22 protein-coding genes and 2 pseudogenes are annotated in these 24,383 nt (G+C 63.5%); 9 read left to right on the top strand and 15 right to left on the bottom strand.

The genetic code is table 11. The annotated features are described in order from the left end of the window. Positions 1-104: 104 nt before the first annotated feature. From CJ179_RS48090 to CJ179_RS48080, 3 genes are all read right to left on the bottom strand, one after another. The gene (locus tag CJ179_RS48090; RefSeq protein ID WP_095866197.1) at positions 105-1,310 is read right to left on the bottom strand and encodes a flavin reductase family protein; all 1,206 of its coding nucleotides are present in this window, start codon (positions 1,308-1,310) and stop codon (positions 105-107) included. Between the two features lie 87 nt (positions 1,311-1,397). Next, positions 1,398-2,501, bottom strand: a complete 1,104-nt coding sequence (locus CJ179_RS48085) for an LLM class flavin-dependent oxidoreductase (RefSeq protein WP_218834949.1) — start codon at positions 2,499-2,501, stop codon at positions 1,398-1,400. A gap of 98 nt (positions 2,502-2,599) precedes the next feature. Continuing rightward, entirely contained in the window at positions 2,600-3,454 is an 855-nt protein-coding gene (locus CJ179_RS48080) for an alpha/beta fold hydrolase (RefSeq protein WP_095866195.1), read from the bottom strand. Positions 3,455-3,503: 49 nt separating this feature from the next. Here CJ179_RS48080 and CJ179_RS48075 point away from each other — a divergent pair, with 49 nt between their 5' ends. Next, on the top strand, positions 3,504-4,976 hold the full coding sequence (locus CJ179_RS48075) for an MFS transporter (protein WP_257016369.1): 1,473 nt from the start codon (positions 3,504-3,506) through the stop codon (positions 4,974-4,976). Between the two features lie 102 nt (positions 4,977-5,078). Then, on the top strand, positions 5,079-6,020 hold the full coding sequence (locus CJ179_RS48070) for an aldo/keto reductase (protein WP_095866193.1): 942 nt from the start codon (positions 5,079-5,081) through the stop codon (positions 6,018-6,020). Between the two features lie 236 nt (positions 6,021-6,256). Here the strand turns inward: CJ179_RS48070 and CJ179_RS48065 are convergent. Further along, positions 6,257-6,963, bottom strand: a pseudogene (locus CJ179_RS48065) (transposase); the annotation flags it as partial. A 476-nt stretch (positions 6,964-7,439) separates the two neighbouring features. Next, complete coding sequence (locus CJ179_RS48060; RefSeq protein WP_179377958.1) at positions 7,440-8,234, bottom strand: SDR family NAD(P)-dependent oxidoreductase; 795 nt, start codon at positions 8,232-8,234, stop codon at positions 7,440-7,442. A 152-nt stretch (positions 8,235-8,386) separates the two neighbouring features. Here CJ179_RS48060 and CJ179_RS48055 point away from each other — a divergent pair, with 152 nt between their 5' ends. Continuing rightward, a complete protein-coding gene (locus CJ179_RS48055; protein WP_095866191.1) occupies positions 8,387-8,716 on the top strand; it encodes an aldo/keto reductase in 330 nt (109 codons plus the stop codon). 1,278 nt (positions 8,717-9,994) lie between these two features. Here the strand turns inward: CJ179_RS48055 and CJ179_RS52415 are convergent. From CJ179_RS52415 to CJ179_RS48040, 3 genes and pseudogenes are all read right to left on the bottom strand, one after another. Then, positions 9,995-10,288 carry a hypothetical protein gene (locus CJ179_RS52415; protein ID WP_143549072.1) on the bottom strand — a complete coding sequence of 98 codons (294 nt, stop codon included), beginning with the start codon at positions 10,286-10,288 and terminating at the stop codon, positions 9,995-9,997. Positions 10,289-10,558: 270 nt separating this feature from the next. Continuing rightward, positions 10,559-11,020: pseudogene (locus CJ179_RS48045) on the bottom strand (transposase); the annotation flags it as partial. 261 nt (positions 11,021-11,281) lie between these two features. Further along, positions 11,282-12,307 carry an SDR family NAD(P)-dependent oxidoreductase gene (locus tag CJ179_RS48040; protein ID WP_257016330.1) on the bottom strand — a complete coding sequence of 342 codons (1,026 nt, stop codon included), beginning with the start codon at positions 12,305-12,307 and terminating at the stop codon, positions 11,282-11,284. Positions 12,308-12,375: 68 nt separating this feature from the next. Here CJ179_RS48040 and CJ179_RS48035 point away from each other — a divergent pair, with 68 nt between their 5' ends. Continuing rightward, positions 12,376-12,630, top strand: coding sequence for a hypothetical protein (locus CJ179_RS48035; protein ID WP_095866189.1), 255 nt, complete (start codon positions 12,376-12,378; stop codon positions 12,628-12,630). A 52-nt stretch (positions 12,631-12,682) separates the two neighbouring features. Here CJ179_RS48035 and CJ179_RS48030 read toward each other — a convergent pair whose 3' ends face one another. Genes CJ179_RS48030 through CJ179_RS48000 form a run of 7 tightly spaced genes read right to left on the bottom strand, consistent with a single transcriptional unit; the run spans position 12,683 to position 20,170 of the window. Further along, positions 12,683-13,111 (bottom strand): nuclear transport factor 2 family protein, encoded by a 429-nt coding sequence (locus CJ179_RS48030; protein ID WP_095866188.1) that lies wholly within the window; start codon positions 13,109-13,111, stop codon positions 12,683-12,685. Positions 13,112-13,151: 40 nt separating this feature from the next. Then, positions 13,152-13,919, bottom strand: coding sequence for an SDR family oxidoreductase (locus CJ179_RS48025; protein ID WP_095866187.1), 768 nt, complete (start codon positions 13,917-13,919; stop codon positions 13,152-13,154). Beyond that, on the bottom strand, positions 13,916-15,136 hold the full coding sequence (locus CJ179_RS48020) for a phosphotransferase family protein (protein WP_095866186.1): 1,221 nt from the start codon (positions 15,134-15,136) through the stop codon (positions 13,916-13,918). Before CJ179_RS48020 ends, CJ179_RS48025 begins: the two co-directional genes overlap by 4 nt. Beyond that, positions 15,133-16,812: a class I adenylate-forming enzyme family protein gene (locus CJ179_RS48015; protein ID WP_218834947.1), complete on the bottom strand. Its 1,680-nt coding sequence runs from the start codon at positions 16,810-16,812 to the stop codon at positions 15,133-15,135. The genes CJ179_RS48020 and CJ179_RS48015 overlap by 4 nt, the downstream gene beginning before the upstream one ends. Positions 16,813-16,865: 53 nt before the next feature. Then, a complete protein-coding gene (locus CJ179_RS48010) occupies positions 16,866-18,563 on the bottom strand; it encodes an AMP-binding protein (protein ID WP_218834946.1) in 1,698 nt (565 codons plus the stop codon). A gap of 45 nt (positions 18,564-18,608) precedes the next feature. Beyond that, on the bottom strand, positions 18,609-19,412 hold the full coding sequence (locus tag CJ179_RS48005; RefSeq protein WP_179377957.1) for an SDR family NAD(P)-dependent oxidoreductase: 804 nt from the start codon (positions 19,410-19,412) through the stop codon (positions 18,609-18,611). Beyond that, on the bottom strand, positions 19,409-20,170 hold the full coding sequence (locus tag CJ179_RS48000) for an SDR family NAD(P)-dependent oxidoreductase (RefSeq protein WP_095866182.1): 762 nt from the start codon (positions 20,168-20,170) through the stop codon (positions 19,409-19,411). The genes CJ179_RS48005 and CJ179_RS48000 overlap by 4 nt, the downstream gene beginning before the upstream one ends. Positions 20,171-20,261: 91 nt before the next feature. On the opposite strand from CJ179_RS48000, the gene CJ179_RS47995 reads away from it, so the two are divergent. Genes CJ179_RS47995 through CJ179_RS47975 form a run of 5 tightly spaced genes read left to right on the top strand, consistent with a single transcriptional unit; the run spans position 20,262 to position 24,243 of the window. Beyond that, a complete protein-coding gene (locus tag CJ179_RS47995) occupies positions 20,262-21,470 on the top strand; it encodes an SRPBCC family protein (protein ID WP_095866181.1) in 1,209 nt (402 codons plus the stop codon). Then, entirely contained in the window at positions 21,467-21,658 is a 192-nt protein-coding gene (locus tag CJ179_RS47990) for a ferredoxin (protein ID WP_095866180.1), read from the top strand. Before CJ179_RS47995 ends, CJ179_RS47990 begins: the two co-directional genes overlap by 4 nt. Before the next feature lie 10 nt (positions 21,659-21,668). Further along, complete coding sequence (locus tag CJ179_RS47985) at positions 21,669-22,865, top strand: NAD(P)/FAD-dependent oxidoreductase (RefSeq protein WP_257016322.1); 1,197 nt, start codon at positions 21,669-21,671, stop codon at positions 22,863-22,865. Next, a complete protein-coding gene (locus CJ179_RS47980; RefSeq protein WP_095866178.1) occupies positions 22,862-23,344 on the top strand; it encodes a nuclear transport factor 2 family protein in 483 nt (160 codons plus the stop codon). The genes CJ179_RS47985 and CJ179_RS47980 overlap by 4 nt, the downstream gene beginning before the upstream one ends. Further along, on the top strand, positions 23,341-24,243 hold the full coding sequence (locus tag CJ179_RS47975) for an alpha/beta fold hydrolase (protein WP_095866177.1): 903 nt from the start codon (positions 23,341-23,343) through the stop codon (positions 24,241-24,243). Before CJ179_RS47980 ends, CJ179_RS47975 begins: the two co-directional genes overlap by 4 nt. The last annotated feature ends 140 nt before the right edge of the window (positions 24,244-24,383 follow it).

Raw genomic sequence — 24,383 nt, 5'->3', positions numbered from 1 at the left:
TTTCTCGAGCGAAGTCGACCATCACCTGCAGAACACAGGTGATGACCGGAGGTGAGAAGGTGTGTCGGAGGAAAGACTGCGCGGCGGTGCTGCTGCGTTCTCGACTATTCGACGTGCCCCCCGGAGGTCTCTCGGATCAGTTCGGCCGACTGGGCGGCTGTCGCGCACAACCGATCGAGGTACTGACGGAGTTCGGCACCGGTGACCTCTCGCGGGAGTCCATACAGGCTCAAAAGCAGCAGCAGGCGGCCATCAGAGCCGAGAACGGGCGCACTCACGTTGCGGACTCGATAGACGGTCGAATCGTCGATTGTTTCGGGGTCGTGGCTGCTGATGTCGATGTTGCGTGCGGCTTTCATCGCGTCCTCGTCGGCACACCGGCCGTCGAGGATGTCGGGGCCCTGACGGCCGACCGCGGCTTCGAGCGCCAGCAACCCGTCTGTCGCCAGTGCGACGGACCATCCCCGTTGCCGAACTCGGTGCAGCGCCGCCGTCGCGGCCGTGCGGTCCGCGGCAGTCAGACGAGCCTGTTGGATCCACAGCTCCTGTTGAGCGGGTTCGCTCCAGGCGATGGCACCGGCGCCGAGGGGTGCGACGAGGGGCATGCGTTGCCCTATTCGGCTCAGCCCGATCGGATGGGTGGGCTCACCGGTGCTACCGACGATCACCAGTTCCTCACCGACGACGGCGTTGGCGAAGCACTCGACGCCGAGTTCCTGCGCGGTGGTGACGAGCAGATCTCTGATCTTGTCGACATAACGGAGCGGTGACAGCAGATCGGAGCGCCCGGGTGCGGTTCGGAAGCCTTGATCGAATCGACCGTAGCCCCCGCGGAAGAACAGCAGTGGACCTTCACCGGTGCCGATGGCGAGGTCGAGGACCCGGCCTACCACGATGAAATGGTCACCGGCCTCGTCGACGGTCTCGATGTCGCAGTCGATCCAGGCGACGGCTCGGTCGAGGATCGGGGACCCGCCGCCGGAGAGTGTCCACTCGACGCCGGCGAATTTGTCCGCCCTCGAGATCGCGAAGTTGCGGACGAGTTCTTGGTCCGCGGCGCCGATGACGTTGACCGTAAAACGTCCGGCCGAACGGATTCGGGGAAAGCTGGTCGAGGACTTCGTTGGGAGGAAGGCGACCAGTGGAGGGTCGAGGGAGACCGAGGTGAAGCTTCCGACCGCCATCCCCACTGGCTCACCGTCGTCGATCGCCGTGATGACGACGACTCCGGTGGGGAAATGGCCGAGGACGTTGCGGAACGTTCCCGGATCGATCTCCGACGCCGCCGTGGCGTTTGCGATGTCGCTCATTGCTCTCCTCGGTTCCTCGTCGGCGTGGGCCGCGCGGTGCAGGCGTGCCACGCGGCCCACGCGCTGGGTGTCCAGGTGATGGACGGGTCAGCCGCCGACCGTGGCCATGGGGACCGACGGGACGCAGATGTCGCGGTGGGTGTCGATCTCCCGCAGGCGAGGCAGCACCTTGCTTGCGTAGAGTGCGGTCTGCTCCTCGGCGACCTGACGTGACATTCCGCCGTAGGCGAGCACATTGATCACGCCGCCGGCGTTGAGTGCCCGCACCCGTTCGACGGTCTGCTCGAGAACGCTCTCCGGGGTGCCGGAGATCTGCAGATCTGCGAGGAACTTGTTGAACTTCTCCAGCCCGTGCTTCTCGATGTTCTTCGACAGGCCGGCGTAGTACTCGTAGCCGTTGACGGTCTGCAGCCGCGGGTTGGTGAATTCGTAGTGCTCGACCGTCGAACGGGCGTACGCCATGGTGAACTCGTCGTGCATCTCCTGCGCACGCTCGGCGTCCTCGTGCACGGTCGTGTAGTTGACCAGCACCGGCTGCGGCGGCTCGTGGCCGTTGATCTCGACGAAGAGGTCGCGGTACTGCTGGGTCTCCTCGACCACTGTCTTCCACGGCTTTTGGGCGATGAGCATCAGTCCGTAGCCGAGCTTGGCCATGATCTTCGCCGACTCCGGCGAGACTGCCGAGGCGTAGGTGCGACCGCGGAAGGTCGTCGACGGCGCCGGCTTGATGGCAGCCTTGGGCTGCTTGTAAAGTTCGCCGTCACTTTCGATCCAGCCGGATTCGAGGCTGTTGGAGATAGCGGTCGCGTACTCGACGAAACGCTGCCGCGACTCCCCCATCTCCAACCGGAAGTTGTCGAACTCGATCGACCCGAGCCCTCGGCCCATGCCCAGCACCGTGCGCCCACCGGAGACGGCGTCCAACCAGGAAAGCTCTTCGGCAACCCGAATGGGATCGTGCCACGGAACCACCATCACCATGGTGCCCAGCCTCACCGTCTTGGTGCGCGCTGCCATGTAGGTGAGGAACTGCGCCGGGTTCGGCATCATGTGGTAGTCCGTGAAGTGGTGCTCGGCCGTCCAGATCGACTGGAAACCGAGGCCCTCGGCGTTGTCCGCCAGACTCAGCTGCTGGGTGACCAACTCTTGGTCGTTGAGGTTCTGATCCAACCCCTGGAAGAAAACTCCCATCCCTACGTGCATGGCATTACCGCCCTTTCGTTTTTATTTCTAATTCATATTAAAACTAAGGTGCCGCGAATGCAAGAACCCCGGACTCGCAACTTCGATCAGACCCCTCGTCTACCACCGACACGGCGCGTCAGGAACTCCACGACACTCGCGGCAAAGACGTCATTGGAGTCACCGGCGACCATGTGAGCAGCGCCGGGAACATTCACGTACTCCGCTTCCGGCACGACACGGCGAAAATGCTCGACATGCTCCTCCGAGACCAAGTCGCTGATTCCGCCGCGCACGAGAAGCGTGGGCACCTGGGCACCGAGCAAGGCGCGCTCGAGGCGATCGGCGTCGGCATCCTCGACGCCGATCCGCCTCGAGCCGATGAAGGAGGGATCCCAGTGCCAATAGAGCCGCCCGTCGGAACCCTCGCGCAGATTCTTGCGGAGTCCGCTGGCATCAGCCGGCTTGGGGCGATGTTTGAGGTAGCCGGACACCGCGGCCGCTGCCGCGTCGACGGATTCGAATCCGCCGATGTGCGCTCCCATGAAGGCCAGGACGTTCCGGCGGCCCTCGACGCTGAGCCGGGGAGTCACATCGACGAGCACCAGTGCGGCACAGTCGATGTCGGGCTCCTCTCCCGCAGCAAGAATCGAGCACAGTCCCCCGAGAGAGGCGCCGATGAGACTGACCGGGCGACCGACCTGACGGCAGATCTCGCGGACGTCGTCGGCGTAGGCGTCGATGCGGTAGTCGGCACTGGGCGACCAGTCACTGTCGCCGTGACCGCGCTGATCGACGCTGACCGCCAGAAAACCCGCGGCAGCCAGGGCGCTCGCCGCCTTCCGCCAGGCGTGCCGGGTCTGGCCTCCGCCGTGCAGCAGCAGTACGGCCGGACCACCCCAGGGGCCGTCGACATCCGCTGTCAGCGCGAGATCCTCGCTTCCACGGAACCGAATGGACATCGAACCACCTTTCCTTAATCTACTTTAAATGAAATAGTACGTGTTTGTGATGACCCCCGCCTCGCTACCTTGGTCTCGCGCTCCTGGAGCTGCAGTTCTGCTGGCGTGTGCAGCCCAGTTCTTGAGTGCCCTCAACATGGGAGTCGCTCCCCTTCTGGTTTCGCCACTGTCCGCCGATCTCGGTTTCGGCGCGGTCGGTCAGTCCTGGATGGTCTCCGGATACGCGCTCGCATTCGCCGGATTCGTGTTACTGGGAGGTCGACTCACCGACGTATTCGGCGGAGGACGAATGTTGGCGGTCGGCTACGCTGTCGCAGCCGTGTCGGCGCTCCTCGCAGCGTGTTCTCCCACGGGCACCGTCATGATCGGTGCTCGTATCGCGCAGGGGATCGGAGCGGCTCTCACTGTTCCGGCAGCGTTGGGCATCATCGCGACCACACACCAGGAACTTGCCGCTCGCTCACGTGCGTTGGCGGCATTCGCCGGCTCCGGTGCAGTCGGTTTCGGGTTGGGTTTGGCGTTCGGCGGCCTCGCTGCAGACACTGTCGGCTGGCGATGGCTGTTCGCCGCGCTCGGCGGGATCTCTGCACTTCTCACTGTCCTCACCGTCGCTCTGGTAGAGCGCCGCAAGCGCTCTCTCCACCGCGTGAGCATTTGGGGGAGCGTCCTCAGCGCGGCGGGATTGATGTTGCTGGCCTATGCCGTAACCATCGGCGCCAAACAGGGCTTTCAGCTGTCGACCCTGGGCGCAGGGCTCGCTGGGATTTGCGTCTTGGCAGCGTTCGTCATGGGTCAGTCCCGATCCCGATCCCCGATCATGCCGATTGAGATCTGGTCGCGCCCAGGTTTCGCAGTGAATGTCGGATCAACGACTCTTCTGTACGGCGCCTGGGTGAGCGCGTACTACTTCGCCGCGCTCATGCTTCGAGAGGTGCTCGGGCTGAGCGCGACCACGGCCGCTCTTGTCATGGCGCCGTTGGCGATCGGCGCCGCTATAGGATCGCGTACGGCGAGCGTGGCGCTGCCGCGGTTGGCCCGCCCCTCGACGCTGATACTCATCGGCTGCATGATGTGCGCACTGTCCATTGCCTGTCTCGCGATACCGGCGCTTGCCCAACCGTGGGTGGTAGTTGTGGTCCTAACCCTGGTAGTGACCGGTCAGGCGGCAGCTTTTGTCTCCCTGAACGTCGCTACACTCTCCGTAGCAGGTCCTGATGAAGCCGGGCTTGCGGGCGCGCTGTTCAATGCCGGCTGTCAGGTCGGCGGCGGTTTGGCGGTCAGTTTCCTGGCCGCGTTCTCCCAAGTGCTGAGCGGCGGAGACATCGCCGGGGGGTACCGCGTAGCGCTTCTCGGCGCCGCCCTCCTGGCGCTGAGCGCGGGCCTCGTGGCCTTCCTGCCGCAACGCCGCGGACGGGCCAAGGTCCGCCGGCAAGATCACGGGTTTCTGCAGGGCACTGCGACGTGGGGCATCCACCAAAGCGAAGGCAGCCCAGACGGCGATCGACGAACGGAACGGTGCTGACCACATCCACCGATCACACAGCAAGACACCCGCCGAAACATTCAATGACCACAGCTTACGAAAGTGGAACACTCCACACACAACTCGATTGGGGAATCACACATGACCAGGAAACTTGGGGACCGCGAAGTAACGGAGATCGGGTTCGGATGTATGGGCCTGTCGTGGGCCTACACGTCGGCCGACGAACATAGCGTGGACCAAGAAGCGATACTTCACCACGCACTCGACACGGGGATCCAGCTACTCGACACCTCCGATTTTTACGGGCCCTTCACGAACGAAGAGCTGATAGGCAAGGTTCTACGCACTCGACGCGACGATGCGGTAATTAGCACCAAGGGCGGACTTGTTCCCTCGGATACCGCCTTCTCGGCACACGACGGCCGACCCGAACACATACGAAATGCCTGCGACGGATCGCTGCGGCGACTCGGCATCGACCACATTGACCTCTATATGCTGCACCGGGTGGATCCAGATGTTCCACTGGAAGAGACGTGGGGCGCGATGGCGGAGCTCGTAGCCGCTGGCAAAGTTCGCAATATCGGGCTGTGCGAGGTCTCGGTCGAACAATGCATCGCCGCAGCCGAAATCCATCCGGTCGCCGCGGTTCAGAGCGAGCTCTCTATCTGGGAACGCGGCGCGCTCGACGAGGTACTTCCATGGTGCCATAGTGCAGGTGCGGCATTCCTTGCGTTCTCCCCCCTAGGTCGCGGTTTTCTCACCGGAACATTCTCATCGAAAACTGAATTTCGTAACGATGATTTTCGCTCGAGCAATCCCAGGTTCTCGAAAGATGCGATGTCGAAGAATCAGCGGATCGTCGATGTCATCGCTGACGTAGCTCGCAGCCACAACGCTACCCCGGCCCAGATATCCCTCGCCTGGCTTCTTGCAATTGATGACAGCGTCATTCCCATCCCGGGTACCACGAAGCGTCACCGCATCGACGAAAACTTCGCAGCGTTGGATATTAGATTGTCCACCACAGACATTGAGATGCTCTCCTCCATCCCACAGGCAGTACAGCCCCGATACTGACTACCGATTGTCTCTTATATCGCTTGTAAAGCGATACCGGTTGGGGTGGGTGCCGATTAGCCTCGATCGGGAACCGGTGATCGGCCGTGAGCACAGCGGCCCGACGCGGCCGAGTGGCGCTGTGGTCCACGGCCCCGAATGTGGGTTTCCCTTTCGTGTCGGTGGGTCGGGTTGAGGTAGATCAAGTCGGTGCCGGGAACGCAGTAACGCGTTCGGTTCGAGTCCCCGGTGGTGCAGGCGGACAGCCTCAGGTGGATTCGGCGGGCGTGCCGGGCTATACGCCCTGCGATCGAGAGGATCCGCAGCCGCAGGCTTTTGGGTTCCGGCCGCCGCACCGGATCGGTGTCGAAGGTCGAGCATCTGTGTCCACGCCGTCAGCTCGCACGCGAGTTGCACGACCGCCAGCCAGATCCGGTTCTGGTCGAAACCGCGCAGCGGAGGTTCTGCAGGCCAGTTCGTTTCGTGGTTCGGAGGCGGTTCTCGCAACGGGCGCGCGGTGGTGCCGCAACTCCAGATCCGGCAACTGACCACGAGAGGTGTTCGTGACGAACGCGGTCAGGCGCAGCCCGTCGGTATCGATGAACCACAGTTCCGCACCAGTCCGCGGTCGTTCCGTCCGTACGATCACCCGCATCCCTTTCGGCCGGCCCGAGAGATCGAGCAGGCCGGTCAATTCGGCGACACAGGCGGCGTCGCGGGCCGTCCCGTCGGCGTCTTAGGCGAGGGTCAGGACTGCCGACCCGTAGCCGGGATCGGACGGCCGGCTATGCCGCCGCGTCCTGTACGACGGCAATGTGGTCGGCTGCCGTGTCGGAGCCGGCGATTGACGGGCAGCAGCATCGCGACGGACTCTGCGGTGCCGGCGCATTTCGTGGTCGACGACGGCGCAAGGGGGATATCCGCCAACACGGTCAAAAAATGGCGCGGGCGCTTCGTCGACCGATGCCTCGACGGCTTTGTCGACGAAGCTCGACCGGGTCGTCCGCGCCCTCACCGATCAGCTGCTCCGCGTGGTGTACACAAAAGCGTTGCAGCACTGGAGAAAGACGTTCGCAACGAGATCAAGACCTGGAACGACGACCCAAGCCGTTCGTCCGGCACACGACCGCCGAGGAGAACGGCGCTTCCCTCGCTGAATCTCACGAATTTCTGACGCGGGACGTCGGACGCGGTAACGCATTTTGACTTCGACAAGATTGTCACCAGGGTACGCCCGGACCATGTTGGTCCCTCCCTGCTCCGTGATTGCGGACATTTCGTGCAGCAGGAAAGTCAGTTGAACAGCGCGGCCCTCGCGTGGTGCCCCACGCGGGGCCGGGGACGAGTGATCTCGCGCCGCCCGCGAGGGTCTGCCGATACAGCTGCGTACGCATCCCGGCGAGGGAGTGTCCCGCAGCCCTTACGCCTAAAACCCAACGGTCAGTCCCACATTAGGCCACCGTCAACATTGACAGACTGGCCGGTGATCGTACGCGCAGCCTCAGACGCAAGAAACCCGACAATCGCCGCGATGTCCTCCGGGGTGTTGATGCGCAACAACGGGACCCCCTGCGCTAGTTCTCGCAAAAGGTCATCGATGTCGCGTCCCTCACGTGCCGCGCGGCCCTGCAACCACCCCTCCATCATCGCCGTTCGCGTCATACCAGGGCAGACCGAGTTGACCCGGATGCCGTGTCTACCGAGCCGATTCGCTGCAACTCTCGTCATCACGACTATCGCGCCCTTCGAACTCGCATAAGCAATGTTGGATGTTTCCTTCCAACCCTTGCCGCCGATGGATGCGATATTGACGATGGACCCACCCTGACCACCGTCTCGCATGTGCCGTGCCGCTGACTGCAACGCAAGAAACGTTCCGCGGGCGTCGAGCTGCAGCATTTGATTCCAGTCCTCAACTGTCACATCGAAGAGATCAATAGCACGCGTCGCTGCGGCGCCATTGACAAGGACTCGCAGTCCGCCCTCGAGATCGGCGGCCGATGCCATCAGCTCACTGATTTCTGACGGTTCGCCCATGTCCACACGAACGAAGGTCGCCGTGCCCCCACCCGTCACAATCGAGTCGACAACGGAAGCCCCGCCCTCAGCATCGATGTCTGCAACAAGTACATGGTGTCCTTGCTTCGCAAGCTGATGCGCAATTGCCTGGCCAATTCCCCCCGCGGCGCCGGTAACGACTGCAGCACCTGCCGTGCGCTCGCCACGTCCGTCCATTAAATCCCATCCCCGTCGATGAGTGCCGTTCCCTACGTGCATGGCATTACCGCCCTTTCGTTTTTATTTCTAATTCATATTAAAACTAAGGTGCCGCGAATGCAAGAACCCCGGACTCGCAATATCGGGCTGTGCGAGGTCTCGGTCGAACAATGCATCGCCGCACCGGAACATTCTCATCGAAAACTGAATTTCGTAACGATGATTTTCGCTCGAGCAATCCCAGGTTCTCGAAAGATGCGATGTCGAAGAATCAGCGGATCGTCGATGTCATCGCTGACGTAGCTCGCAGCCACAACGCTACCCCGGCCCAGATATCCCTCGCCTGGCTTCTTGCAATTGATGACAGCGTCATTCCCATCCCGGGTACCACGAAGCGTCACCGCATCGACGAAAACTTCGCAGCGTTGGATATTAGATTGTCCACCACAGACATTGAGATGCTCTCCTCCATCCCACAGGCAGTACAGCCCCGATACTGACTACCGATTGCATCTCCTTATCAATCGTCCTGTGCTGCCAATGCAGCTCCCATGCCGTCGCCTGACCGAGGTAAACCACGTCGATGTCGGTGAGGGCGTGGGTGACCGTCTCTGACTATCGGAAGAATCCCGAGGTTGTCAGTCCAGACTAAGAGCTGCCCTCATTGGGTATCGATCTGGTGCTCGATGGGATTGCGGGCACGCCTCATACCGGCCACGACCCAACCGGTGGCTCTGTCAACTCGATCTGGTTCTGGCCCACTTTCCGTGATGGTCCATCGTGGCGGCGTGTAGTTCCGGTGAGACGTGGAATGCGCGGGAGATGATCTTGCTGGTGTTCCGGAAGCTGTTGTGACCTGCGTGTTCCGCTTCCCCACCTGGTGTGTGTCGCGATCGATTCCATCGATGTCACTGGTGCGGGGTGAGCATTCGCGCTTCCCAACTGGCACTGTCGGCGTCCTGCCCGGCCTGCGGACACCTCCGATGGGTGCACAGCCGATACGAACGCGTGCGGCGCTTCCTTGTGCCTGACCACCGACTGTGACCGCCACACCTTCGCGGAGCAGATCGAAGGTGTGACCACGCGATATGCACGACGTACCCCGCTGCTGCGGGGAATCCTCGAAAGGATCGGGCTGGCGCTCGCCGACCGCGCCGGAGCCCGACTGGCGACAGCGGATGGGCGCGCATGTCGGACGCAGCACCCTGCTACGACTGGTCCGTGCACTTCCGGACCCGGCATCGGGGCCGGTGGAAGTCCCCGGTGTGGACGACTTCGCCCTGCGACGGCACAGGTTGCCTCCGCGCCAACGCCGCAGTCGACCCCGAACCCATCATCGAACGCACCGCCGCGGAGGACCTTCGGCGGGCCGCCGAACAGGCGCACACCGCACGCCGAGAACAATCCGTCCTCGTCGTCCGCGCCCAGCGCCGCTACGAGGCGGTCGCCGCGCTCAAGGCCCAGGGCAAGGGGATCAAACCGATCCAGCGCGGGCTCGGACTCGCCAACGAAACCGTGGCGCCGGTACTACCGCGCCGGCAGCGTCGACGAACGGCTGGCCACACCGCGGGCAGGCCGGCGCACCGTGTTGGACGAATTCACCGAGCATCTGCACGGGCGATGGAACGACGGATGCACGACCGCCCTCACCCTCTTCGACGAGATCCGGGCCTTGGGCTATCGCGGCAGCTACGCCACCGTCCGCGACTACCTCCGCCCGTTCCGCGAGGTCGGTGCCGCCCCGACGGCCGCACCGAAAATCCCGAAGGTTCGGCGCGTCATCTCGTGGATGCTGCACCGGACCCGAGGACCTCACCGACGACGAGCGGCTCGGATTCAAACAAGTTCTCGCCATCTGCCAGCCCCTCGAGATCACCGACGCGCACGTCACCTCGTTTGCCGAGATGCTGACCGGCCGCCACGGCGACCGTCTGGGCTCCTGGATGGCGGCCGTCTCCTCGGACGATCTGCCGCACCTGCACCGATTCGTCCCTGGGAATCGAACGCGACCACACCGCTGTCCTCAACGGGCTGACCCGGCCCCACAACTGATATGTAGAGAAGTCTGTCAAGAGGGCAGAGTGAGGCGCCTCCGGGGAGCGACCCTGGAGGCGCCTCTGCACTTCATCGACAAGTCCCAGTGGTGAGCGTGTCGATATGCGACGCGCGGTCAGACTGATATACGCGGGTTGGTTACCGCAGGACGGTTTTTCGGCTGGATCGCATCCGCGTGTCTAAGGTCGAGCGTCGGCCTCGACGGCCTGCTCATAGTTGTGTCGCGGGTCGATCCACGCGCCGTCACCACTGGAGCTCGTCGGCGAAGCAGACCAGGGGGGGTGACCTCAGCAGTCCATCACCGCCAGAGACCAGCACCAGCCCGCCAGTTCCCGGGCAATGGCCACGTTCGCTATCACGGGGCGTTTGCTGCGTTCGAGAAACCCCACCCACCGCTGGTGCAGGCGACGGTTGCCCTCGTCGCCTCGGGCGCGGGCCGCGGCCGGTGCCTGATCCCACCGGGACCGCATCACTGCCCCGATGTGATAGCGCGGCCGGTGATGCCAGGCAGCTTCCACCAAGAGCCGTCGGGCGTGGGTGTTGCCGGTCTTGGTGATCGATCCCTGCACCCCGGACGAACCGGACGAGTACTCCGAGGGCACCAATCCGACGAACGAGCCGATGGTGTTGCCGGTGAACCGATTCCAGTCACCGATTTCCACCGCCAACGCGAAACCGGTCAAGGTGCTCACCCCGCGCAGGCAACACATCCGGCGGACAATCGGGGTGAACTCGCGCAGCGCAGCGAGCATGAACGACGTTGAGATCGTCCCCCGCGCCGGGCGCACCTTTCATCGGACCGAGGGACATCCCGCCGCAACGGGAGCGAGCTCACGACAAGTCGTGCGTCACTCCATATCGTCTAGCGCTGTCGAAGGCAACGTAAAGCTGCGTGGTTCCGCGGTCGCCTCTCCGATGGCGACGAGGTCGCCTGGTCGGAGGCGGAATCTAGCGAACGTCGCCCGACCGGGGTCACTTCAGACTGCCAGAGCCACCCATATGAGACGCTCCTATTGCGCTCGACTGTGAACCACGCTGCGCTCCCCCGAGGTCCCCCGGTTGACGCCGGTAAGTCCACGCTTGCGTGGGTCAGTGCCCAAATGGGACTGGAAGTCGGGTCCGGGACCCGCTGCCACCAATCCACCGTCAACGACCAAAGATTCACCAGTCACGAACGCCGCCCCAGGTCCGGCGAGATACACAATTGCGTCCGCGATATCTTCAGGGCGCCCCCACCGTGGAAGCGGCTGGGCCAACGGAAGCAAAGCATCAAGCTCCTCGCCACGACCGGCCTCGAGTAGTGGTGTACGCACGGCGCCCGGGCACACAGCATTGACCCGGATCAGTCGAGGTGCAAGTTCGACAGCCGCCGACCGCGTCAGGCTGAGGACCGCTGCCTTCGCTGCGGTGTATGCCATCGGCGCAAAGCAGCCACTGTATGCCGCGGCAGACGCGACGTTGACAATACTCGCGCCGTCCTCCATCACTTTTGAAGCATGTTTGATGCCAAGGAAGACGGCGCGCACCAACACATCGAAGGTGAAGTCCCAGTCCGGCGCCTGCACCTCGGAGACAGGACCGAATGCTCCACCGACCCCTGCGTTGTTCACCAGCGTGTCAAGTCGACCAAAACCGTCTGTCGCCGCAGCAATCATTGCTGCGATGTCCTCCTCGCAGCGCACATCTGTTCGTACCGCGATAACACGACCCGATTCGAAGGCAGCATCGGCGAGTTTGACAGTCTCCGAAGCGCCGTCCACGTTGAGGTCTGCAACAACAACTCTGTAGTTATCGGCGAGTAGGCGCAGCACGGTCGCTCGGCCAATCCCACTACCGCCACCGGTCACGATTGCGACAGGCTTGGTCGTTAAAGCCTCGGTGTTCGTCATCGACTCATCGCTCTCGTCTGACCAGACCAGGCCACTGGCCCGCAATCTGTACGAATCCCGCCGCAGATCGTTCTTGCAATCATTTTGCCGCACATAGGTCCTCATCCGCGATTGTTGGTCGCCGCGTTCGACAGCGACCAATTTCAATAAAATCTATTGTAAAATAAGTAATTTCACTGGTCAATCCTTTACGTCGACTCATCAAAGATTCGCGCATGGAGAGGATCGTTGCCTCACAGGAGAAATGCGCGTGTGCGGTGCGCCTACCGTGCGTGGGCGCGGTCGACCGGTACGGCTGGCGGCCGATCCTTCGGGACCTGGTCCCGACTTTGGGTCGCCTCGGTGAAGCCGGCCTCCATGGCGCGACTGCTGCGCTGCTGCGGTCGATGGCGGCGGTGACCATCGAGTGTCGGCTCGCCGAGGACCGCAGGGAACTCGATCTGGCGCGGGCGATACCAAACCCGCTTTAGATGACACGGATCAAACGACCGCGACGGTGGTCGACCAGGGTGAGGACGCCTGTCAGAGCGGGCAGGAGGACCCGGTTCGGAGGATCTGCCGGGATCGGATTCGCCAGCCGGTTGAAGTTAGGATGCACCGGTCGTCGTACAAGCCATCCATGATGGTGCGGTCTTTGAGTCGGACGAAGTACTTGGAGCGGACGGGCACCAGACCGTTGCGCCGGGCTTCCCCTATGACGTGGTCGAGCGAGAAGTGTGCGTCGGGGTGGTCCATCGAGGCGAGTTGTCCACGGATCGCGCTGAGACCTTCGTAGACACCGAGTTTGACGGTGCTCATGTCGTAGGTCGCGTCGTCGCTGAAGACCCGGTCGAGTTCGTTCCAGGATTTTGCGTCGATCAGGTGCGCATACAGGTGGAGCACCTGCTGGATGTCGAACCGATGTTCCAGGGCGAGGGTACCGGCCGGTGCCGGCGTGTGGGTGTTGGTCATCGAATCACCATTTCTCGAAGAGTTTGCTGTGGGTTGTGGGCTATCCGGTGCGTTCGAACCCGTAGATACCGCCACCGTCGACCAGCAGGGACTGGCCGGTGATCCAACCGGCGTCGTCGGAGACGAGGAAGTGCGCGACCGAGGCCATGTCGGCGACGGTGCCGAGTCGCTTCAGCGGGTACTTGGCTGCGATCGCAGCTTCGGCGCCGTCCTGTTCGAACAGGCCCGTGTTGAAATCGGTGCGGGTCAGGCCGGGAGCGAGTGCATTGACCCTGGCTGCAGGGCCGAGCTCCGCTGCCAACTGCTTGGTGAGGTGCATCAGAGCGGCCTTGCTGACGTCGTACGCGCCATGATCCGGACTGGTCCAATATCCTCCGACGGAACTGACGTTGAGCACCGCCGACTGCGTCACGGACTGTTGCATCGACTGTTGCCAGGCGAGCTGAGTCCACACCAGAGGGGCGGTGAGGTTGACTTGGAGGACCTTCTGCCACCGGGGCAGGTCGATCTCGATCGTGTGGCCGAGATAGGGGTTGGTGGCCGCGTTGTTGATCAGGATGTCGACCGCGCCGTACTGCTCGACGACCTGGGTCACGCTGCGTTCGGCGTCCTCCGGAGAGCCCACGTTCGCGGCGATCCACCCGCAGCCGTGCCCGATCTCCTGTGCTGCGGCGGCACACACCTCCGCCTTGCGGGAGGCAATGACTACCTGCGCGCCGGCGTCGGCGAGCTTGGCGGCAATCGCCTTTCCGATGCCGCGAGAGCCTCCGGTGATCAGCGCGACGCGCCCGCTGAGATCGCCGGTCACGACGCCGGTCCCGCGGCGATCGGGGACTCGAATGCGTCGAGCGCATCGAGGTCGTCGATGGCGGTGGTGATCCGCCGAAGCAGTTCGTAGGTCATCTCGTCACGCTGCGAGTTGGGTTGCAGCCGTGGGTGGCACAGCGTCTGGGTCCACATGTGCAGGGCGTGGAACAGTTGTTGGCGGTACCAGATGAACGCCTGGTCCGGGGAATGTCTGGTGCCGGTGCGTGCCTCGAACACCTCGAGGTAGCGACTGATCAGTGAGTGTTCCCAGTTGCGCCGGTCCTCCACGGTCAGGGCCGTCGACAACGCGTAGGCCAGGTCCCTCGACCAGTGTCCGCGGGTGAGGACCTGCCAGTCGAGCAGGCCCATCTGGCCGGTGTCGGTGACGTACCAGTTGCCGATGTGCACGTCGGAATGGATTACCGTGCCGGGTTCGGTGCGGTGCACCGCGAGCCCCTTCATGGTGGCCGGCCAGATTTCGTCGCGTCGCTGGTACAGCCGGGCCGGGATGACGTGTCTGGCCTTGGCGATCGCCTTGTCGCTGAAGTGGTCGGTATGGACGCGCTCGACGCCCTTCTCGATCCAGGTCGGAAAGTCGATCAGCCACTTCAGCTCCGTGTCGAGCCTCGGATCGTCGTAGAAGGTGGCGTGCAGGCCGGCGAGGAGTTCGACCATGCCTTCGGCCATGGCCTTGTCGATATAGGTGCGCTCGTCGAGGAACCGTGCGCCCTTGGTGTAGACGACGTCCTCCAGCACGTGCAGCGCGGCCAGTGTCTTCTTGTCCGAGGCGGAGTAGAAGCACTGCGGCGTCTCGATGGTGAGCGAGGGCCGGATCTTCTTGTAGAAGAGCATCTCGTAGCGGGCATGTCCCATGAACCCCACCAGCATTCGGGTCACCAGCGAGGGTAGTGATTTGGTGAACACGCTCGCCGGCAGACCGGCACGTATGCCCTCCGCGTTGTACATCACCAGGATGCGTCGGCGTTCGTGGGTGCCGCGGCTGCCGTCGGCGAACCCGAAATCGATCACCTCGGCGCCGGGGGCGTTCTGACATAGGACCGATGTCAGCCACTCGGTGGTGATGCCGGCGACCGACCGCGGAAGCTCCTCGGCGGAGTGCGCTTTGGGTCGTTGGACGGTCTCCTCGGCGAGATGGCCCGCGATCCGAAGTCCGGAACGGAGCATGTCCACTGTTGCGTTGCTGGATCGGGAGGTCATCGGGCCCCTTCATATATTTCGTCGGCGAACAGGTCGGCGTATTGCTCGCGAAGGACGTTCTTTCTGATCTTGCTGCCGACCGACACCGGGAGCGTGTCCACCAGCACGATCCGTTTGGGCCGCTCGTAGCCGGCGAGCACCTCTCTGCAGTAGGCCATCAGCTTGTCGACGTCGAGGGTCGCTCCCGCTGTCGGAACGACCACCGCGGTGACGGCCTCCACCCATCGCGGGTGTGGGAGGCCGATCACTGCGACACGGTCTACCGCTGGGTACGCTGCTATGAGCGATTCCACCCGCAGACTCGAGACGTTTTCTCCGCCGGACTTGATGACATCCTTGTACCGGTCGAGCATCACCAGCAGTCCGTTTTCGTCGTAGGCACACGCGTCGCCGGAGTGGAACCAGCCGTGCCGAAGGGACTCCCGGGTGGCGTCGGGATCTTGGTAGTAGCCTGCTGAGATCACCGGTGACCGGTAGACGATTTCGCCGGGTCGATTGGACTCACCGAACGGGACCAGTTCGCCATCGGGAAGCATCAGGGCAGCAGCCATCAACGGGTTGGGAAGGCCCACATGGTTGACGGCCGGCGCGGTGGCGCGATGCACCTCCGGCCACAGGTTGGGCCGGAACCGCGTCGAGGACAGTGACTCCGTTTGGCCGAGGATCTCCACCAGTTGTACGCCGTCGCACACCCGGTTCAGTTCGGCGGCCGTTTCGGGCGAGATCGCCGCCCATGCCCACAGAATGGAGGTCAGCGACGTCAGGTCGTAGCGTTGGGGATCCGTGCGGACGGTCGCGACCAACTCGTCGAGGAACTGCGAGGAGCCGGCGTACAACGCGGTGGCCTTCTCCTGCGAAACCGCCGCAGCGTGCTCGTCTGCGTTGACCTTTCGACCGAGGATGAAGGTGCCACCGGTGAGGTACGCAGGGAAGCTGTGGCTGTGGTCGGCAGCATGGTAGATCACCGGCAGGAGACTGACGATCTTCAGGTCGCTCTCGGTGGTGAGCCCACGCGTGTGCGACATGCCGTGGGCGTAGGCATTGAGGTAGGCGAGGTTGTGGGAGAGCATCACGCACTTGGGCATCGAGGTAGTTCCCGAGGTCGGGATGATTTCCCAGATGTCGTCGCCGGCAATCTCCGCGTCGGGCTCGTCTACCGCGGCGTCGGCGATGAAGTCGGAGAACTCGATCCAGCCCTGGGGGATGTCCTTGCCGCCAATGGGAATAACCGCACCGGGTATGCCGGCCTGGGTCAGCGCCGCCTCACCGGTGGCCCAGAGCTCGGCATCGACGAAGGCGAAGGCAGGCTTGAGCACATCAATGATGTGTGCCTGTACATCGGGGGCGATGCGCGGGTTGACGGGTGCGCAGACCAGACCGGCCTTGGCGACGCCGAACTTCGCGATATAGGCCTCCACCGAGTTCTCGCAGAAGAAGAGCACTCGGTCACCCGCGTGCAGACCGGCGCCGAGTAGGGCGTTGGCGATCCGGTTGGCGAGCTCGTCGGCGGCCCGGTAGGTCAGGCGATCGTTGCCTGGGTAGGCGTAACTGCCCGGACGTCCGACGACCGCTTCCTTGTCCGGAGCGCTCCAGCGCACCCGTTCGAAGAAGTCTCCGACGGAGGTCCGTTCCCAGCGGCCGGTGGCTCGGCGGCCGATCAGATTCTCGACGTCCACTCTCGGGTGTTCCTTATCGAGCATTACCGCATCAGCCTCTTCCCTGTTTCGATTTACACGAAGGTGGTTTTGCGAGCGCGATCGGCGAGGAGGAACTTCTGAATCTTTCCGGTCGCCGTCGTCGGCAGGTCCGCGGCCCCGATCTTGACGACCTGCTGGGGGACCTTGAAGCGGGCAAGGCGTTCTCGGCAGAATTCGATCAGTTCATCGGGGGTCCACGTCGCACCGGCCGTGGGCACGACGTAGGCGCAGCCGACCTCGCCCATCCGCACATCGGGGACGCCGACAACGTACGCCTGACTCACGTCACTGCGTGAGGTGAGTAGTTCCTCGATCTCCTTCGGGGCCACGAGTTCACCACCGCATTTGTACAGCTCCTTGCTACGACCGGTGAGGACGAGGTTGCCGTCCGGGCGGATGTAGCCGAGATCGCCGGTCCGCATCCAACCATCGGGCAGGAACACCTCCGCTGTCTCGTCGGGCATGTTGTAGTAGCCCCGCATCCGCTCGGGCCCGCAGGCCACGAACTCACCTTCCTGCCCGTCGGGCAGGAACTGCAAGGTGGCGGGATCGATGGTCTTGTACTCGGCCACTCGGCCGTCAAGCTCCGGGGAACCAGCGACGCTGCGGGGCTTGAGGCGGCCGACCGTCTCGGTCAGGAGCACCAGCGGATCTTCCGGGCGCTTGTAGGCGGCCGACGACGCAAGCTCGGTTTGACCGTAGGCGGTGGTCACCTCGGTCACTCCGAACGCACGGCAGATCTCCTCCCACAGAGTCACCGGCGCCGGCGCGGCCGCCGACATGACCGCCGTCAGGCTGGTGAGGTCGAACTCCCCGAACCGGGGATGTTCGAGGATGGCCAATGTCATCGTGGGCACGAAGAGCGGCTCGTTGACCGCGAACTGCTCGATCGCCTCGAGCGTGGCCACCGGGTCGAACTGGATCTGGGGCACGATCGCACCCGCCACCCAGCTCATCGCCATGAACCCCTCGATGTGGGCATAGTTGTGATACAGAGGAAGGGCGAATACCAGTCTGCGACCGTCTTCCATGGCCCGGGCCAGACACGCCGAGAACGAGCACCGCATCACGTTGTCATGAGTGAGCATGACCCCCTTGGGCAGTCCCGTCGTGCCCGAGGTATAGACGATGTCGACTAGATCGTCGGCGCCCACCTGCGCGTGACGCCGGTCCAGTTCGGTGTCGGTGACCGACCGTCCGAGCTCGGCGACTTCTTCGAACTTGGTGACCGTCCGGTCGGAGGAACCGAACACCACGACCTTGCGCAGGGCCGGAGACAACACCGCGGGGTTGCGCTCCCACCCGGCGCCGAGTTCGTCGAGCATGCCCAGGTAGTCAGCCTGACGGAATGTGTCCATCGTGATGAGCAGCGCCGAATCCGACTGGCGCAGTAGGTATCCGAGTTCATCCCGCTTGAGCATGGTGTTGATCGGCACGGTCACACCGCCCGCGAAAGCAATCCCCAGGCGAAGCGCAGTGAGTTCGGGGTAGTTGGCCATTACCACCGCGACGTGTTCGCCACGCTCGAGTCCGAGAGCGATCAGACCCTTGGCAATCGAGCGTGCCCAGTACACCGTCTCGGCGTACGTCCAGGTCCGGTCCGCGGTCATGACCAGAGGCCGGTCCGGGTATTGAGCTGCAAGATCGGCGAAGTGCGCGGATACCGTCTTGGGCACCCACACCGGATGCCGCTGCGCGATCGCTGCTCGACGGTCTTCGATCGAGGTCATCATTCTTCCCTTTTTGGCTTCGGAGTAGCTGCTGGTGCGCCTAGCTCAGCACGGCATGGCGTAGCCACCGGAGACGCTGAGGACCTGCCCGGTGAGTTGGCGGGCGGCGAGGTCCGAGGCGAAGAAGAGTACCGCCGCGGCGATATCGCCCGGTTCGCTCATCCGGCGCAACGGGATGCCCTTGAGCACGGCCTGCAAGCCGCGTTCGTCGAAGACCGGCTTGTCCCCGGCCCACAGGCTGTTGTCACCAACCCACTCGTTCCCCGGCGGGGTGACAAGACCCGGTGCGACGACGTTGGCTCGGATGCCCGATCGACCGGTCTCCTTCGCCAGGGATTTGGTCAGCGAAATGATCGCGGCCTTCGTTGCCCCGTAGACCGACTGTTTCACATCACTGAAGGCTGCATCCGAGGAGATGTTGATCAACGATCCGGCGCCCTGTTCGATCATCACCGGGAGCACCGCGTGGCACATGTCGATGGTGGCGCGCAGATTCAGCGCGATCGTTCGGTCGATGGTGGCCGAATCGAGCTCGGTGAACCAGGCTGGCCGCTGCCACCCGAGATTGTTGACGAGTACATCGATCCGGCCGAACGTCGACTGCGCGGTCTCGATCGAGTTCTGAACGACCTCGGGCTTGCTGAGGTCCCCGCTGACGATCACCACTTCGGTGCCCCGCGCCTTGACCTCTTGAGCGGTCCGTTCGGCCTGGTCGACATCGAGGTCGACGATCACGATCTTCGCTTGTTGGTCGGCGAACGCGAGCACGATGCCGCGGCCGATGTTCGACGCGCCGCCGGTGACGATCGCGACCTTGTCACGCAGGTCGGGGTAGGAGACGGTGCTCATGCGGACCACCCGCCGTCGACGTCGAGGACCTGACCGGTGATCCATGCCGCTCGTGGGGAGGCGAGGAAGGCGATGGCTTCGGCGATGTCGTCGGCGGAGCCGAATCGACCGAGGGGAATGTTCTTGCGGGCGACCTCGAGCAGCTCGGCGCTGAAATCGCCGTTGTCAATCAGCTTCTGGTGCATTCCCGCGGTGATCACGCCGACGCCCACCGCGTTGGCCCGGACACCGAATCGGCCTTCCTCGACAGCGATTGCGCGGACCAGCGCCTCGATCGCCGCCTTGGGGGCGGAGGAAAGAATGTCTTTCGCGGCGTGCCGGCGAACCGCCGGAGTCGAGATACTCAGGAACGATCCCTTCGTCTGCCGCAGGTGCGGCAGACCATGGTGCGCCACGGCGTAGGCGCCGCCGGCGTCCTGCTCGAGCTGGGCGAGGTACTCCTTGGGGGCGAGCCGGCTGACGTGCAGCTGCGGCAGATAGGGTCCGGCGGCGTAGACCACGAGGTCGATGCCGTCCAACGATTCGGCCAGATCATCGAGCGTCGACTGCACGGCCGCGTGGTCACCGAGGTCGAGCTGGCGTGTGTGGGCGGTTGCGCCGGCCGCGCGCACCTCCTCTGCGGCCGTGGCCGCGGAAGCCTCGCGGCTCCGGAAGGTCAGCCCGATGTCGTAGCCGTCATTCGCCAGCCGTCGGCAGATGGCGGTTCCGATTCCACCACTGCCGCCGATGACGACGGCCCCTTTGTTTGCGGCGGTCATGTTGCCACCTCTCCGTGTCTTTGAATGTTTTTACCGCGCCCCTCGACGCATCTTCTAATATAGCTTAAAATAAATCCGGGAGGTAGAACTTATGAACAAAACGACACAGGCAGCACTGGTGGATCGCTTCTTCGATCTACAACGCCGCCGGACAACCGATCTCGCGGAGAAGACCTACCGGGGCTCGGCCGCGCACTACACCTCGCCGGCAGAAGCCGAGCGGGAGCGGGCCACCCTGTTCCGAGGAATGCCACTGATCGCCGGACTGTCCGCCGATCTGAAGGGGCCTGGAGACTATGTCAGCTTCGACGCGGCCGGTATCCCCCTGATCCTCATCCGCGGCGAGGACGGCAACGTGCGGGCGCTGGTCAATGCGTGTCGCCACCGCGGTGCCCGCGTATTCGCCGAAGGACGAGGCCATCACGGTGGCCGCAACGTGACCTGTCCGTTCCACGCCTGGACCTACGACGCGTACGGGCGTCTGCTCGGTCAGCCACTGGCCGCCGACGGATTCTCCGACTGCGACAACGGCCTGCTCGGTCTGCGCTCACTCCCCGTCGAAGAGAAGCACGGCCTTCTGTTCGTCACACCGCTGAGCGCAGAAGACGAAGCGGTCAAAGTGACGCCAGACGATCTCCTGGGCAGCATCGGGGCCGAACTCGACCACTTCGACCTCGGTAGTTGGTCGCATGTGGAATCACGCACCCTCCAGATTCCGCTGAACTGGAAGTTCGTCATGGACACGTTCCTGGAGAGCTACCACATCTTCGCCTTGCACAAGGGTTCCATCGGACCCTGGTACTTCTCCTCGCCCGGCCTGTTCGACTCGTTCGGCCCGTCCGCACGCGTGTGCGGTGTGCGCTCGACCATCACCAAGCTGGTGGATACACCCGAGGAGGACCGGTCGATCCTGCCGCACGCCACCGTGCTGCACATGCTTCCACCGAACACCGTGCTGGTCCACCAGCAAGACCACATCGAGCTGTGGAAGATGTTCCCGGGGCCCACCCCCGACCAGTGCCGCCTCGACGCCACCCTCTACGCCCCGAAGCCGCCGCACTCCGAGAAGTCGTGGAACTACTGGCGTAAGAACCTCGACTTCGCGATCAACATCACCAATGACGAGGATTTCCCCCAGGCTCAGCAGAGCCAGGATTCCCTCGCCAGCGGAGCGCTGGCCGCATTGGTCTACGGCCGCAACGAGCCGGGACTCGTGCATTTTCACAGCACGATCACCGATTTGATGGCCCGGTTCGCCGAGTCCGTGCCGCACAGCACAGCAACAGGAGCTACCTCATGAAGGTCAACGTCGACCACGGCCGGTGCCAAAATCTGGGCATCTGCGCTTCACTGGTCCCCCTGGTGTTCGAACTCGACGACGACGGGACCATGGTCGTCGCCGACTCCGAGCCTGGTGAAGATGTGCGCGGAGCGGTTCAGAACGCCGTCTACGCGTGCCCCACCGAAGCTCTCAGCATTTCGGACTAAGGAGAGTCGAGTGAAGCACGAACACCCCCTGATCGTGGTGGGCGCGTCATTGGCCGGTCTGCGTGCCGTCGAAGCGGCACGCCGCGAAGGGTGGGGCGGTCCGATCACACTGTTGGGTGCCGAACCCGTCCTGCCCTATGACAGGCCCCCACTGTCCAAAGCGGTCCTCGCGGACGGTGCCCCCGTGGAGTTCAAACCCTTCCGGACCGAAGCGGAATTGGTCACCGATCTCGGGGTCACCCTGGCGCTCGGCGAACGGGCGACCGGCCTGGACCTCGATCGGTCGGTGATCACAACCAACCAGCGGACCCTCGCCTATTCCCGGCTGGTCATCGCCACTGGCTCGAGTCCGATTCCGCTGCCCGGTGTTAAGTTCTCCGACCGCATTCTGTCCTTGCGGACCTGGCACGACGCCGTCGCGTTGCGCCGCCGCCTCAACCAGGGCGGCCGACTCGCCGTGGTCGGCGCAGGCTTCATCGGCGCCGAGATCGCCTCGGCTGCCGTCAAACGTGGCCTCGAGGTCACACTTCTCGAGGCCGCGGAGGCCCCCTTGGTGCCGGCGCTGGGAACCGCGGTCGCGCGTGCGTTGGCCGGCGTACACGCCGCGAACGGGGTCACCCTCGCCACGGGAGTGCGGGTGGCGGCGATCACCGAGAGCGGTGGCAGTGTCGACATCGATCTCGCCGACGGAAGCCGGCTCACCGCCGACACCGTAGTCGTCGGGGTCGGGTCGCGTCCGCAGACCGGGTGGCTCGAGGGCTCCGGACTGACCTTGGACAACGGCGTCGTCTGTGACGCAACGTTATCGGCCGCGCCGAACGTGTACGCCGCCGGAGACGTCGCTCGCTGGCCGAATGCCCTGTTCGGTGACGAGCTCATGAGGCTCGAGCACTGGACGAGCGCGGCCGAACAGGGCATCTGGGCCGGATGCAACGCTGCTCGCGAGACGGCCGAGTCATTCCAGACCGTGCCGTACTTCTGGTCCGACTGGTATGGCAATCGGATCCAGTTCCTCGGAACGCGCAGCGATGATGTCGAAATCATCGGCAGTGGAGACAAGTTCGTCGCACTGTATAGCAGTGGCCCAAAGCTTGTGGGCGTACTGGGATTGAATTCCCCGATGGTCATGCGTTTGCGAGCCGCGATCGTCGCCGGTGACGATGTTGATTCGGTGAGGGAAGGCCTGCTAGCCGGGACAGCGTCATGAGCGACGCCCGGTTCGCTACGGTTGAGCAGTGGGTGTGCGAACACCAGGACAGGGAGACCATCCGCGCGTTGGCCGCGGCCTACCAGCGAGGATGTGACGGCGGGTGGGATGGGCCCAGCCATGCCGACCCTGACCACCTCGCCTCCCTCTTCTGTCACGATGCGACATACAAGATTCCGCAACGCTCACAACCAGCACGGGGCAGAGACGAGATCAGAGACGTATTTGCCGACCTTCAAGCGTCGCTGCCCCATGTCATCCACTACCTGACCAATGACTCGATCACGCTCAACGGCGATCGCGCCCACGGCGAATTCAAGGGCATCGCAGCGATTTGGTCAGAGGGTCGACGCCATCTGGCCTTCGGCTTTTACACCGGTCAGTTCCTAAGAGTTGAGGGACAGTGGCGATTTCAGAGTTGGCAGTTTGAACTTGTCCATCCACCTCGCCGGCCAAGGGTCGCAGAGGAGAGTTCATGAACTCGGGCGATACCGATCCGAACAAATTTACCGAGCGGTGTACCCGCGTCCGCGGGTTCCGCCAGACCTTCATACATGAAGGGCGCGGCGGCACCCCGCTTCTTCTGATCCACGGTTGGCCGGAAACCAAGCGTGTGTGGTGGCGTAACATTGAACCGCTTGCACGAGCTGGGTTTGAGGTGGTAGTTCCGGACCTAAGAGGTCACGGCTCCTCAGAGTCTGGTCCGGACGGGTTTCACGATGTTCCCAGCCATAGCCGGGACCTGCACGCGTTGGTCACCGAACTCGGGCACAACTCGGTGGTGGCGGTCGGCGGTGATCTCGGCGGCCCGATCATTCAAGACCTCAGTGCGCGATACCCAGGATTCGTAGATAAGGCGATCATATTCAACACGAAGCTGCCCTACGACAAGGCCAATATGTCGGACTTGGCGACGCGACCGCCTCACGAAGTGGGCGATTATTTTCGGCGGCAGGCCCTGGACGCGGACGCACTAGTGACCGAATTGTGCACTGCGCGGATGCGTCGCCGCTACATCGCCGCCTTTTACGAGTCACGGCTGTGGGCTCACCCAGGTGCGTTCGATTCCGCGGCAGTGGATTTCATGACTGAGCCGTTCGCTGACGCGGACCAATTGCGCGCCGGCTTCGGGTTTTACGAGAGCCTGCTCAACGAACGACGGCTGAGCGAGCCGATGCTGATGCCGTTCCCCAACAAAACGCCCACGATGATTCTGTTCGGCACCTCCGACGTTGTCATGTACCCCGACTTCGACCGAATGGCTGCGCTGGTGTTTCCCGACCACATCGGGCCATTCCTACTGCGCGATTGCGGGCACTTTGTGCAATGGGAGGCGGCGAGCCAGCTCAACAGCGCTATCACGGCGTGGTGCTTGTGAACATCGAAGGCCAACTTCAGTGCAGCCCAGATTGTGTCCGTGAGAGCCGATATGCCGATCGGATTCGGGTCCGATCGGCATATCAGTCGCCCGAACTGGCACGGCCGAGCGGGCCGTATTTCAGGTCGAGCGCAAAGAAG

This window comes from Rhodococcus sp. ACS1 (assembly GCF_002300155.1).
Lineage (GTDB): Bacteria > Actinomycetota > Actinomycetes > Mycobacteriales > Mycobacteriaceae > Rhodococcus_F > Rhodococcus_F koreensis.
This window is presented reverse-complemented; position numbering and strand designations above follow the sequence as displayed.